Source organism: Hydrogenimonas thermophila, assembly GCF_900115615.1.
Lineage (GTDB): Bacteria > Campylobacterota > Campylobacteria > Campylobacterales > Hydrogenimonadaceae > Hydrogenimonas > Hydrogenimonas thermophila.
In genome coordinates this window covers 20,173-35,611 of sequence record NZ_FOXB01000013.1, presented here as the reverse complement: position 1 = coordinate 35,611, position 15,439 = coordinate 20,173, and the positions used below count along the sequence as shown (strand labels likewise).

The 15,439-nt window shown below is 28.3% G+C and carries 6 protein-coding genes; 5 read left to right on the top strand and 1 reads right to left on the bottom strand.

The annotated features are described in order from the left end of the window. The first annotated feature begins 54 nt into the window (after window positions 1-54). Both BM227_RS05875 and BM227_RS05870 read left to right on the top strand, forming a co-directional pair. Window positions 55-2,460 carry an EAL domain-containing protein gene (locus BM227_RS05875; RefSeq protein WP_092912085.1) on the top strand — a complete coding sequence of 802 codons (2,406 nt, stop codon included), beginning with the start codon at window positions 55-57 and terminating at the stop codon, window positions 2,458-2,460. Next, a complete protein-coding gene (locus BM227_RS05870) occupies window positions 2,447-4,807 on the top strand; it encodes an HD domain-containing phosphohydrolase (protein ID WP_092912084.1) in 2,361 nt (786 codons plus the stop codon). The genes BM227_RS05875 and BM227_RS05870 overlap by 14 nt, the downstream gene beginning before the upstream one ends. Here the strand turns inward: BM227_RS05870 and BM227_RS05865 are convergent. Next, complete coding sequence (locus tag BM227_RS05865) at window positions 4,797-6,941, bottom strand: CHASE2 domain-containing protein (protein WP_092912082.1); 2,145 nt, start codon at window positions 6,939-6,941, stop codon at window positions 4,797-4,799. The genes BM227_RS05870 and BM227_RS05865 overlap by 11 nt on opposite strands. Before the next feature lie 144 nt (window positions 6,942-7,085). Here BM227_RS05865 and BM227_RS05860 point away from each other — a divergent pair, with 144 nt between their 5' ends. From BM227_RS05860 to BM227_RS05850, 3 genes are read left to right on the top strand one after another with little or no spacing between them, the layout of a single operon-like run. Further along, the gene (locus tag BM227_RS05860) at window positions 7,086-8,450 is read left to right on the top strand and encodes a porin family protein (protein ID WP_177202001.1); all 1,365 of its coding nucleotides are present in this window, start codon (window positions 7,086-7,088) and stop codon (window positions 8,448-8,450) included. Window positions 8,451-8,452: 2 nt separating this feature from the next. Continuing rightward, the gene (locus tag BM227_RS05855) at window positions 8,453-10,078 is read left to right on the top strand and encodes a FecR family protein (RefSeq protein WP_092912079.1); all 1,626 of its coding nucleotides are present in this window, start codon (window positions 8,453-8,455) and stop codon (window positions 10,076-10,078) included. Then, entirely contained in the window at window positions 10,075-15,408 is a 5,334-nt protein-coding gene (locus BM227_RS05850; RefSeq protein WP_092912078.1) for a PKD domain-containing protein, read from the top strand. Before BM227_RS05855 ends, BM227_RS05850 begins: the two co-directional genes overlap by 4 nt. The last annotated feature ends 31 nt before the right edge of the window (window positions 15,409-15,439 follow it).

Genomic DNA, 15,439 nt, shown 5'->3' with positions numbered 1-15,439 from the left:
AGTTTAAAATAAGTAATGCTCTATTTTACAATTTTTTATGATGGACTACAATAAATGAAAATTTCTTTCCGCTTTGTTATATTGACTACGCTATTTATAGTAGTTTTATATTTTCTTGCTGAGATAACAAACTATTATAGTGGGTTAGAAAAATATAAACAAACTTTTTTAAAAACTGATTCTAGTGATTTGAATTTACTACTAAGGTTAAAAAAGGAGCAGTTGCATCTTTTGTCAATGATGATTGCAAATGATAAAGAGGTAATCGATGCTTATCTTTATAATAAGCCTGAAATTATAGAAAAACATTTAAGTAGTTTTTGGAAACTTGCATATAGTAAAAAACTACTTTATGAAATTCACTTTTTTAAACCTCCTGCAGAAAACTTTTATAATTTTTCAAATAGTTCAATTAAGCCTATAAATGTAAAAAATGTGCGTGGTGATATTGTTTGGGTTACTAGTTCATTTAAGCCAAGTGACCACTTAATGGTATGCAAATCTTATGCAGGGGTACGTTCTACATATCCTATTTTTGATAAAAATGGAACAATACTTGGAGGGCTTTCTCTTGGTGCAAAGTTAGAGTGGCTCCCTGATTTTTTAGGAAAGTTAGTACAAGTTCCTGTTTTTTTAACTTATAGGTTAGAGGCATTACGTTATCTTTCACCTAATGCATACAAATATTATGCTAATTTGGGAAAATCTTGGAATGATTGGCTTTTGGGTGCAAAAACAAAAGGTGTAAATAACACAATAATAGAAAAAATTGATTTTTCAAAAAGAGTACAGACAATTGATTTTAAGGATGAAGAGTATTTGCTTACACTTCAGTCACTTATAGGTTTTAGAGGTGAGGAGATAGGAAAAGTAGGAGTACTTCATCCTATTTCAGAATATAATAAAAACTTTTTAACTGGAATGCTGATGCATGGCTCTATAGTTTTAGCCGTGATTTTGCTTTTTGGTTTAGTAATGTATATTATTGCAAGACGTTTAAAGTCAAGAATAGATTCAGTATATAAATTGAGTGAAGCTTTTAGGCATAAACAATTTGATATTGTTGACAAAATAAAACCCGAAAAGGGAGATGATGAAATTTCATTAATTAAAAATGATCTTATTGAACTTGGAAAAATGTTGCGTAGTTATTATACACAGTTAAAAGAGGCTGTTGCTTCCAGAACAAAAGAGTTAGAAGAGGTTAGGCGTGAACTTGAGTCGCAAATATTAATGGATCCTGAATTAAAAATTCCAAATAGAGTTGCATTAGAGAAAGATATTAAATCTATGCCTGATTGTAAATTGGCACTTATTGATATTTACAGATTTAAATCAATAAATGATACTTATGGAGTTGAGGTAGGAAATCAGATTTTACTTGCACTTTCTCAACGAATTTCTGCAATGATTGAAGAGTATAATGGGGAGTTAAAATTATATAGAAGTGGTTCAGATGAGTTTGTTCTACTTGGATTTAAAGATAGGACTCTTGATGAGTTTGTTGAATGTTTGAAAAATATAGTTATAGATATAGAAGAGGGTACATTTATTTTTGAAGAGTTAGACTTTGATATAAATATTGAAGTTCATGTGGGTGTTAGTACATCTAATGAATTTTTGCTTGAAGAAGCAGATATAGCTGTACACGAAGCAGAAAATAGGCATATTGATGTTTATGTTTATGATAAAAAACCACAACAAAGAGCTGAAGAGAAGCAAAATATTGAGATGCTTAAAGCAGTTAGAATAGCTATATTGTCAGATCATATTGTTCCATATTATCAGCCTATTGTTGATAAAGATGGTAATATAATCAAATATGAATCATTGGTTAGAATGATCGATATGAGTGGCAATATAGTACCTCCTGGGCTCTTTTTAGATGTGGTTAAAAGATCAAAATATTACCACTCTTTAACAAGAGTAGTAGTTCAAAAAAGTTTTGAGCAATTTAAATCATTACCTTATGCAGTATCAATAAATTTGAGTATTATAGATTTGCTTAATAGAGATACTATGAACATGATTTATGAGGAAGTGAAAAGATTTCCTGAACCTGAGAGAATTATTTTTGAACTACTTGAGAGTGAAAGTATGGATGGTTATGAAGAAGCTCAGCGTTTTGTTGAGACAATAAGGAGTTTAGGTGCAAAGATAGCGATTGATGATTTTGGAACAGGTTATTCAAACTTCTCATATCTTGCAACACTTCAACCTGATTTTATAAAGATAGACGGATCATTGATCAGAAATCTTCCTAATGATGAAAAATCATATCAAATTGTAAAATCAATAGTTCAGTTTTCTAAAGCTCTTGGAGTTGGAACTGTAGCTGAATTTGTAAGTAGTGAAGAGGTTTTTAAAGCTGCTAAAGATATTGGAATAGAACAATTTCAAGGGTACTATTTTGGTAAGCCAGAACCAGAGTTAAAAAAGGCTTCTAATGGAAGGAATTAAATTTTTAGGATCATATGGTGGTAAGACAAAAGAGTGTTTTACTACTTGTATTCAGGTTGCTCAAGATATTTTAATAGATGCAGGTAATATAATTAAAGGTTATAAATATGACTTTACTGAGATCAATCATCTATTTTTAACTCATTCACATCTTGATCATATAAATGATATTCCATATCTAATAGATAGTATTTTTGATAAAAGAGATAAAACATTTTATATTTATGGGATTGAAAAGACTCTTTCAAATATAAAAAATCATATTTTTTGTAATGAAATTTGGACTGATTATACAAAAATAGCTATTAATGACAGGGGAGAACCTGTTGTAACTTTAGTACCATTATCGTATGGTCAGCGTTTTAAAATAAGGGATTTATCATTAATACCAATAAAAAACCATCATATGGAAGGAAGTTGTGGATATATTATAGATAATGGCAAAAACTCAATACTATTTTCATCTGATACTTATCTTTGTCCTTCAATTACAGAAGAGATAAATAGAAATAGTAATATTACTGCTGCTATTTTTGAAGTATCATTTCCTAATGGATATGAGTCTTTAGCAAAAGTAAGTTGTCATCTTACTCCTTCAATATTGGAAAAACAACTTTCTAATCTAAAACGAAAAGATATAAATATATATATAAATCATATAAAACCATCACATAAACAGGAGATTTTACAAAACATAGAAAAGTCTATAAAACTTTCACAAATAGGTGTAACAGTAATTGATGATGGTGATTTCATAGACTATGAAAGCGGACTACATAAAAATATAGATAAATTTGAAAATTCTGATGAAAATTTTGCTCGTTTAATGCATATTGGAACAATGTTGACAGCACAAACTGATAAAAACAGACTTTTTAATATGATTGTGTATGCAGCAAGAGAGTTTACAAATGCTGATGGCGGGACTCTTTATATTATGGATCAAGAGCATAAAAATCTTGAATTTCAAATAATTCAAAATGAAACTTTGCAAATAAATAAAGGATTAAATTCAGAAGATAAACCAGATTGGCCTCTTGTTCCTTTATACCATGAAAATGGAGACAAAAATTGGGAAATGGTTGCTGCTGCATCTGCTTTAACTGGCAAGGTTATAAATATAGCAGATGTATATAATGATAAGCGTTATAACTTCAGTGGTACAAAAAAGTTTGATCAAATGACAGGATATAGATCAAAATCTATGCTTGTTATACCTATGAAAAATCATGAAGGTGAAGTAATAGGAGTACTTCAACTTATTAATAGACAAAATAATCTTGGAGATATAGTTCCTTTTAGTAAAGATGATGAGAATATTACTAAATCATTGGCTTCACAAGCAGCACTTTTAATGCGCAATCAGCTTTTAATATATGATTTAGAGCATATGTTAATATCTTTTCTAAACTCTCTTGCTACTACATTAGATGAAAAATCACCATTTACAGGTGACCATATTCGCCGTATGGTTGAAATTACTATGATGCTTGCAAAAGCAATAGTCTCAGATAATAGTGGCATATATAAAGATATATATTTTAATGATGAAGAGTTGCAACAGATCTATCTTTCAGCATTAATGCATGATATTGGCAAAATATCAACACCTGATTTTTTAATAAACAAACAGACAAAGCTTGAAAGTATTTATGATCGAATTAATTGCATAAAATTAAAAATAGAAATATTAAAAAGAGATATTGGCAAAACATATAAGAAAGAGTATATTAATAGCAAATACTCTGATAATAAAATTTTAGATGAAATTACGAATTTTTTAGAAGAGTCAAATAGAGGGAGTGAGTTTTTTAGTGATGAAAAAGTTGAAAGACTTAAAAAGATATATGATGAAATATTTGTAGAAATTGATGGCAAATTAAATAAACTTATTGAACAAGATGAATATGAAGCTCTTAGTGTCAGAAAAGGTACATTAACTGACCAAGAGAGAAAAAAAATTATGGATCATGTTATTGAAACACAAAAGATTTTAAAAAGGCTTTCGTTTCCTAAAAAATATAGCCGTATTCCAGAAATTGCAGGTGCTCACCATGAAAAACTAAATGGAAAAGGGTATCCTAATGGATTAAAGGGTGATGAAATTCCATTTGAAGCAAGAATTTTAGCTATTGCAGATATATTTGAAGCATTGACTGCACCGGATCGTCCATATAAGACACCAAAAAAACTTTCTGAAGCAATGAAAATTCTCTATTTTATGGCAAAAGATAATGAGTTAGATTATGATATGGTAAAGTTTTTTTATGAAAAAAAAATTTATCTTGAATATGCTAAAAAACATTTACATCCTGAACAGATTGATGAAGTTTCACTTACTTGGTAGTAAATTCATAAATTGCATTAAATTTATTAGGATGTTTAATAAAGTTGTTGCAACGTTCAATATATATTTTATAAAGAGTTTTTGGAGAATTTTTATAGATTATTTCAAAAAAATATTTTGCATCAGTAAAATCTCTATTTTTATATTTAGATAAGGCTTTTTCATATAAGTTTAATTCTTTTTTCAACTTCTCATCTGGAGTTCCAAATCCAAGAACTTCGTATATAGTAACTGGATGTTTTTTCCCTTTTACTAACACGGTATCTAGTTCGCGTGTAATATATGTTTTATGAAGTTTGTCTTTTGTAAAGTGTGAAATGATAAGTTGAGTTCCATAATATTTATTTAATCCCTCAAGTCTTGAAGCAAGGTTTACATTATCACCAATTACAGTATAATCGTTCCGTCCTTGTGAACCCATTTCCCCAACTGTTGCTAATCCTGTATGAATTCCAATTCCTATGTTTATAACAGGCAGTCCTTCAGTTTTAAATGAATTATTAAGGTTTTCAAGCATTTGCAGCTGTTCAAGAGCAGATGTTACAGCTGCATCTTGGTGATTATCTAAATTTTGTGGTGCATTCCAGTAAGCCATAATTGCATCACCAATAAATTTATCAATTGTTCCTTTATTGTTTATAATAATATCTACCATTGGTGTCATATATCTGTTAAGTAATTCAATAAGACGTTTAGGGTTTCCTATCTGTTCTGAAATTGAAGTAAAAGATCTAATATCACTAAAAAATATTGTAATTTCCTTCTCTTTTATATCAAATGCATCAGATTCAGGACTGTTAAGTAACTCCTCTACAACTTGAGGAGAAACTTTTTTTGCAAATTTGTCTTTTATAATCTCTTTAATACGTATTTCATAAAAATAATTAATTATTGTTGAAATAGAAAATAGTGATATTAAAAGAAGTAATGGAAATATAGTATTAAGTAAAATATGATATTCAAAAAGCATTTTATATAAAAATATAAAAAAACCTCCAAAAATAAGAGGTATAAATAGTGTTAATAAAAATGGAGGTGTTATTGAGAATATAATTACAGATATTAAGCATATTGTAATCATTACTAAAATATCAGCAACTTCTATCCAGTCAGGTATAGTGATAAATGTTTGATTTATTAAGTTGTCAATGGTATTTGCGTGAATTTCAATTCCTGGAAATGTACTATCATATGGAGTAGCTCGAAGATCTAGTAATCCTGATGCTGAAGTTCCAATTAATACAATTTTTCCATTAATAAGATCATAGTTAAATTTATTGTTATATATATCTGAGGCAGAAAGATAAGTATAACTTTTAGCTGGTCCTTTAAAATTAACAAGCAATCTTCCAAAACGATCGGTTGGTATGATTAAATCATTCATTTGTACAGATGTGACACCGGATGAAGTATAATTAATATAAACTTTATTAACTCCAATTATAGCTCGCACAATTTCTAATGACAAAGATGGATAAATAGAGTCATCGTAACGTACTATAAGTGGGACTGTACGAACAATACCATCGTTATCTGGAATTGTATTGAAAAAACCACTAGAATAAGCGTTGTTTTGAATAATTGGAATATTTAGTATTGCACGTTTTGCTTTAATTATAAAATCTAACTCTTTTGGACGATTTTTTTCTATAAAAATAACAGGAATTTCAGGAGAACTCCCTTCTAGATTACTGTCATTTTCAAAATCAAATATATATCCAAGAATAGTTGGTGTTTCAGAAACTGCTTTTGCAAGTATTTCATCATAATCGGGAGCATTTTGATATTCTATTCCAAGCTCTGTTAAAATTTTTTTAGGAGAACTGTTGTCTTGTTCTGAAAAAACGATGTCAAGACCTATTATTCCGGCTCCAGCATTTTTAAGATTGTATAAAATTTTTGCAACTTTATTGCGAGACCAGGGCCATTGTCCTAGTTCATTCAAACTTTTTTCATCAATATCTATGATGACAATATCTTTACTAGGTATTTGATAGCCTCTAATTTTGAACATTAGATCTACTATTTTTTTATCAAAAGGATTAAGTAATTCATAATGATATAAATATCCGAATATTATTGAAAGTGTAACTATTATGGAAGTAGATATGATGTATAATTTTTTTTTATTCATAGTATCATTAGCTTTTAACTCCAGTTATTTTAAACAAAAATTTACTTTATAATATAATTTTTTTCTATTAAGTAAATTAAGTTTACCATAATCTACTCTAAAGTAAAATGAAAAAAGTTGCATTTTATATTTAAGGTAAAAAGTGTGAAAAAGATTTTTATTTTACTTCTTTTTTATTCTATTCTTAATGCAGGAAATAATAGTACAGAATTACACAGTAGTAGAAGTAATTTAAAAAATTATTCAAATATAAATAAAAAAGAAGACCAAAAATTAAAGAGAGCAATTTACTACTATAAAAATGGTAAATATGAAAAGTCTTATGAGGTATTAAATAGATATTTATTAAATAATTTAAAAAATATTAAATGGCAATACTATCTTGGAAGAAGTGCATATAAACTAGGAAAATTTGAAGAGGCTATTAGTGCATTTGAGAGAGTTTTAATGCTTGAACCTACTAATATTAGAGCAAAGTTAGAAATTGCAAAGATATATTTTGAAACTAAAAAACTAGATAAATCAAAAAATCTTTTTGAAGAAATATTAAAAGAGAACATTCCTGTACAGGTAAAACTAAATGTAAAAAAATATTTGAAAGCAATTGAAAAATCTAGAAAAAAATCTTTTTTAAAAGCAATAGCAGTTGTCGGAATATCTTATGACTCCAATGTAAACAACTCTCCTGTTGATGAACAATATTATATTCCAAAATTACAGATAAATCTTGACAATACTGTTACATATGACAGTGATTATGCTCATCAAGAGATACTCATATTAAATCATCTGTATGATATTGGTAATCCTGGAGGTTTTGCTTTAAAAAATAACTTTTTGTTTTTTTTGAAAACAATGGAGAAATATTCAGATAAAAATATATTTTTTTATAGTTACTCTCCTGCTATTTCTTATAGGAAAAATAAATATTTAGTAGATTTAGCTATTGGCTATGAAAGAATGTTTTATGGTTCTAATCCATATCTACATACTTTTTACTTCTCTCCATCTTTACAATATATGTTGTCAAAAACTTTTATGTACAAAATTTCATTAAAATTTCAAAGAAAAATACCTGAAAGTTTATTAAATAAGGAGAGAGATGCAAATTTTTATGAAATATTTTTATCGATACAAAAAAAGTTAAGTAATAAGTTTTTTATTAATCCAACAATTAGTTACCAACAAGAGAGAAAAATTGATAGTGTTTTAACAAATATTGATTTAGATGCAATTGCTCTTGGGTTAGGTACTGTATATAAATTTACTGAAGATAAAAGTTTTGGTCTAAAACTATTGTATAGAGATATTAAATACAAAGATATAGATTCTCTTTATGGAACAAAAAGAAAAGACAGGTACTACAATTTTTCAATCAGTTTTACTAAAAAAATGAGTAAAGGATTTATATTTCAGGGTAGTATAGGACATATAAAAAATTATTCAAATCATCCATCTTCTGCATATAAAAAAAGTTATGCAAATATAAATATTATTAAAGAGTTTTAGCTATGAAAAAGTTATTGATTGCATTTATTATTTTTATGATTTCAGCATATAGTTTAGTTGCTAAGGTTGGAGTGGTTGCTGCTGTTAAAGGAGAAGCTTATATTCAAAGGTCTGGAAAAAAAATCATAGCCAATACTGGTAGTTCTATAGAAGATAAAGATATTGTTATAACTAAAGAAAATAGTAAAGTACAGTTGATATTTAATGATAAAACAGTTGTAACTATTGGAAGAAATAGTAAATTTTCAATAAAAGAGTATCTTTTTGAGGATTCTAAAAAATCAAAAGTATCATTTGGTATGACAAAAGGTTTGTTTAGAACAATTACAGGAAAAATAGGAAAAATAGCACCTAAAAAGTTTAAGTTAAAAACGAAGAATGCAACTATAGGTATTAGAGGTACAGAAATTATTATTGAAGCATCCCCTATTAAAGGTGATAAAATAGCTTGTACTCAGGGAGCTATAAGTGTTATGTCTAATTTTAATGGTAAAAGTGTTTATGTTGAGGCTGGAAAGATAACAGAAGTAAAACCAAACTCTTCTCCTACACCTCCAAGAGACTTTGTAGCTGGAGATATTGATGAATTTAGTAAAAAGAAAGCAAAAGAAGATAAAAAAAATAAAGAAATAAAAAAAACTTCTACAGAAAAAGAGCAGAAAGATGAAACTTTTAAAACTGAGCAAAGCAATGAGACAACTAGTAGTAATCAAGATGTTTCCAATGATGAAAAGCTAGTAGCTGATACAGAGAATAAAACTACTGATAATCAAAATCTTGATATTGCAATAGAACAACATTCAAATCAAATCTCTGATGCAGTAATTGTAACAGATACAGATATAGTAAGAATAGCTGAAAATATAGATACCATTGTAGAAATTACAGAAGATACTGTTAATACACAAAACTCAAATGATATTATAAATACAGTGAATAATGAAATAGAAACTGTATCAGAGAATATACCGAATCCTACAGATAGTGAGACAGCAGGAACAGATGCTGAAGCAGGAAGCATATCAAGTCCACCTAATACAGAAGTTTATGATCCATCGCAAAGTACAACAGTTGAAGTAGATATTCCTAATCCTTCAAATGGTGAAACAACTGTGGATATAGATACTATTGAAGATAGTGGTTTAGAAGAAACATTATATAGTGATGACTATATGTCATTTGGATACTGGATGGATAATGAAAATAATCCTGTAGATACTTGGGTTAATGGTACAGTTTCGCCGGCAGAAGCAGTTGAAGGATATATTACAGATCATATTACAGCTAGTTATTCAGGTGATGTAGCCGCTATTACAAACGGTAAAATTGCAACAGGAACATTTGATATGAGTATAGATTTTGGTGCTCAGACACTTTCAGGTGTAATGCAATTTCAAGCTGCTGATGAACCAACCTGGAAATTTGAGATTACAGATGGTTTAGTAACTCCTTACTATTTTGAAAGTAATAGTATAGCTTCAAGTAGTGATAGTGATGTTGAAGGAATTAGTGGAAATATTAATGGAGGTTTTTATGGTCCAAATGTTGAAAGTATTGGAGGTAGTTTTCAATTAGATAGTATATCTAATGGTTCAGCAATAGGGGTTTTTGGAGGAACTAAACAATGAAAAAAATATTTTCTATTTTTCTATTTTTTATCAGTTTTATCTTACAAGATGCAGTAGCAAGTCAAAGCACTTATATTTTAAACAATTGGAAAATTGACTTTGCATATAATCCAAAATTTATAAAACTACCATCTCAACGATCTGTAACCGTTGATAGCAATAATACAACACATATAGTTTATGGTGGTGATAAGCTTTATCATGCTTTTTTTGACGGCATAACTTGGCATTATGAAATAATTGATGATAATCTTTCTGTTGGAAGTAAGGCTTCTATAGCAATAGATTCTAATGATAAACTCTATGTAAGTTATTTTGATGCTATAAATAACAGTATTAAATTTGCTACTAATAATGGTGGTATTTGGACATCCGATTTTGTGTATTCGAAAGAGTATATTTATGCTGTAGATACCTCTATAGCTGTTGAAGCAGATGGTACTGCTCATATAAGCTTTATTATTGATGGTAATTTATCATATGCAACAAATAGTTCCGGTAGCTGGGATATAACTAATATAGATGAAAATGCCAATACTTTTTCATCTATAGTTGTTGATGCAAATGATAGTATACACATAAGCTATGATGGTATAGTAGGTGGTGATGTAGTATTGCGTTATGCAACAAATTCAGGAGGAAGTTGGCAAAGTGAGACAGTTGACTCAACTGCCAATGCAATAGTTGGTGAATATTCCTCAATAGCAGTTGACAGCAAAAATATAGTACATATAAGTTATGCAAGCAGTGATGAAAATGGTTATTACTATATAAGACATGCAAAAAAAGATAGCGATTGGCAAATAGATACTGTTTCGACGGCTACTTTAGAAAAAAAGAGTTATACTTCAATTGCAATAGATAAAAATGATACGATTTACATCAGTTATTTATATAATTATCACACTAACAGCGGAGCATTGAAACTTGCTGATTTTAATGGTACTGACTGGAGCATCAATACTCTTGATGAGAATATAGATTATGGACAAATTTTTGATGTAATGTATGAAGGGAGTAGTGATTACAATATTTACACCTCATTGATTACAGATAACAACAATAAAGTTCATCTTACTTATCTTTCACAAAATAATCTTAAATATATTAGTAATGTTTCGGATAGTTGGGTGCAGCAAACAGTAGATAGTGGTAAAGATATTGGTAGATACAGCACTATTACAGTTGATAACTATGGAAAATACCATATAGCATATCTAGATAACTATGATATCTATTCAAGTCTTTCAACCTCATTGAAACTTATTTCAGAAAATGAGGCAAATGAGACAACAGTAGATCGGAATATAGATACAGTTAAATCAGGATTAAAGCCAATAAGTAATATTCGTATAGATGAAAATAATATAAGCCATATTGTCTATTTAACATTTGATGGTAATTTAACTTATGCCTCAGTTGGCAATAATAGTTTGGATAAACAGATTATTAAAACTGGTATTGAAAATTCTAATGTTAGAAATATCAATATAGATAAAAATTCTAATGTATATATGCTTTTAGACCTATATGATTCAAACATTAATGAAATGAATCTTACTTTAGAGAGCAATTTATCTGGAGATTTTGTACAAACTGTAATAGATCATAATTCAAATCTATATGCCGGTAATCTCGACATTGATGATGAGAAAAAGTTTCATATTGTATATTTAATTGAAGATCAAATATGGTATGCAACAGATAAAAATGGTTCGATTGTAAAAGAAAATACAGGTTATACTACATATTATGAGCCTGTTATTACTGTTGATAAAAATCAATCTGTTCATATTGTATATGTGGCAAATCCTGATATAAATGAATATGAAGTTATATATCTTACAAATAAAGATGGCAACTGGACTAAAGAGATAGTAAATCTTACCTCCAATTCAGACCTATATATAGAGTCCATAAATGTTGATTCTAATGCAAAAGTACATATTACATACATGGAAGGTAATGAACTGTTGTATGCAAGTAATAGGCAAGGAGAATGGAGTGTCGAAAATATAGAGCCAGGTGCAAATGGAGTAAAACAGTTTTTTGAAAGTTATGTGACATTTAATAAAGATGATGAAGTTTATATAAGTTATTATGATTACTACAATAGAGCATTAAAGTATGCAAAACATTTTGATTTAAGGCTTGATCTTACCAATATTGAGCGCAATATTACTTCTATTTATCTTGTAGATGAAAATGGTTCGCAAATACTTTTATCTGGTTCTATAAGTGACAGTAATACTATAATTTTAAAAGATAATATTCCTTATGACCACAATTACTCTATTCGTTTCGATCTAAATGACAGTTCCCAATATTGGCTTAATTTTAGTGATTTTAAACTTTATATAAATAAAGACGATACTAATTTTACTACTAAAATAGATGCAACAAATAATACTCTTTTTCTAAATTTAGATAGTAATAATTGGTATAGTTTTGAAAATGTGAATAAAGTTCACCTGTACAATATTAGAAAAAGAATATCTTTGCAAGAGTATGATGATAATCAATCAATCTTTTACCAGTTGCCTTTAAATTTATATTGGATTGACGGCTATATAGATGAAAATGGGTATTATGATATAGATACAGGAAAAGTTGCTTTAGAAGATGAGATAATAAGAGAGATAAAATATAACTTTACCAATACCTCAATAACTGGTCCTGTGTATCATAATAATTTATCTTTTAATATAGATGAGCAAAATGTTGTTACAGTTTATGAATCAAATGAAAGTGATACATACTCTATTATGGAAGTTAAATTAGTCAATATATTAGAGTCTGAACTTTTACAAAGTGTATATAGTGAAAATTATATAGATTTTAATTTTTCAAATGATGCAAAAGGATATCTGACAGTTAAAAAAATATTGAAAGATGATTTTGTACTTATTGGATTAGAAAAAGATTATGATAATAACAATTATACCTCTATAGATACATTTATAAATGATAGAAACAGTTCAGGTAAAATGGCTATATATTTTAATGAATTAAACAGCTCAAAATATCTTGTATTTGAAAATAATACTTCAGGCATATTGATGGAAAAAGATATATATGGAAATATAATAAATTCAAATGCCGGAAGTTGGATAAGATTATCGGACAAAACATACAGATATAATGAAGATGACAATCTAACCTATGCTAATTCCCCAGATATCATAGTCTTAATGCCAAATGTAGAAGGTTATATTTTTGATGAAAATGCTTTTGCTCTATCTTCACATGATGGTGGTTTTGTATATAGAAGTATATATAAAAGTGTTGGTGATACAGAGATGGAGATTATGCTAAATGCAGCAGCAAGAGATGATATTTTAAATCAAGTCATTAATTCTACTTTATGGCCAAAAATAGAAAATATCCATATTAATGCAGATAACAGTGCCAACATTACGCTTCCTAAATATTCTGGAAGTTATGATAATACTATTTCTCTAGACCCAGAAACTGCTATTGCAACTCTTATTTATTCAAATACAACTTTGAAAGTTTCACCAACAAATAAATCAGTAGGAGAGACAACAATTTTATTACAAGGTGAAAATAATGAAAGTTTACAATTTATTACAGTATTTGTAGACCCAATATATATAAATCTAAGTCTTTTAAATATTAATTTAAGTGAACATAATATAACTAATATACAGATTGTTGGAGTTGATGGCAATTATGAAAACTTTTCAATAGATCCAAATTTGATAAATAATATTTATGATGGAGATATGAATATTTCAGCTCCAGTATATAATCCTGATAATAATTTTAGTATAAGGATCGACTTAGAAGAGAATCAAACATTAAGTTACTGGTACAATTTTAGTGATGGTAAACTATATAGTGAAAATAATGGTTCAAATGACTTTAAAACTGTTATAAATAGCACTAATAATTTATTTACTATTGATTTAAATTCTTCTAACTGGATATCAATTCCTATTTGGCATTTAGAGAGTAATGAAACTACAATAGTAGAAGATTCTACCAGCTTTGAAATTCCTTTGATTGTTGAAGGAGTAGAACAACCTTTAGATGACAGTAATTTTGAAGTAACTGTTTCAGATCCATCGATTGTAGATGTAGTTATTGAAGATGGTGTACTTATTGTCACTCCAAAGCCCAACCAATCAGGAACTATTACTCTAACACTAAAAGTTGATGTAAATGGAATAACAGATACTGTAATTTATACTGTTTATATTCAGGAACAAAATGATGCTCCTTCTATATCTTTAATTGATGATATACTAAAACCAGTAAATTTTGATGACTTTAATATATCACTTGATTTAAATGATATTGAAGGAGATGATCTGAATTTGAGTATAGAGTCAAGCAATACATCATTAGTAGATATAAATAAAACTTGGAATACACAATGGCTTACTCAAGCTGATTATAACAGTCCAATATATATACAAGTATCATCTAAACCTGATATGGAAGGTAACACAACTATTACGTTGACTCTTTTTGATGAAGAAGGAGCATCAGATACACAATCTTTCAATTTGCAAGTAGTTAATGCTCTTGATATTATATCTAATAAAACAGTTGGTACGGCCCCTTTAGATATAAATCTTAGTTATTACTTAAATCCCCTTTTTGGCTCCGTAGAGTCAATATATTGGGAACTTGGAGATGGGACAAGTGTAGATGGAGACTCTTATGTTTTACACGTTTACAAGAATCCTGGAAATTATGAAGTTAAGTGTACTGTAATTACTGATAGTGGTTATACTATAAAAAAGAGTTTAAATATTGTTGTAACAGAAGGAAATTTGTCTGTTGCATTAAATGAAGGCTGGAACTTTATATCTTTACCTGTAAAAGCATCTTTGCATTCACAAGATTTAAATACTACTTTTGGTAAACCAAGTATAAAGTATATTTTTAAATATCTTGGGAATAGATGGGCTCTTTGGGATAATACAAATGAGATCAGTAATTCTGTAAAAATAGACAGATTTGAAGACTTAAATTCTAAAGAGGGGTTTGTAGTAAAAACTACTACATCAACAACCATACTTTTTTCTTTAGATGAATTACAAAATGATCCAGATGATTTTGCAACATTATATACTTCAGGATGGTACTTGGTTGGAGTAAATGAAGACAAAACACCAGAACAAATAGATACTTTAATTAATTCTCAAAATAAAGTACTGAAAATACTGTATTTGTATAAAAACAATCAGTGGTTTGTATATACATCAAACAGTGAAATTGATAACTTAATAGGTGATTCTTTACCTAGGGTTGAAAATAATATTTCAAGATATGAAAGTTTTTGGATTTATGTAGAGTAGTAATTTTAATTTAGAGCTATTTCTATGCATA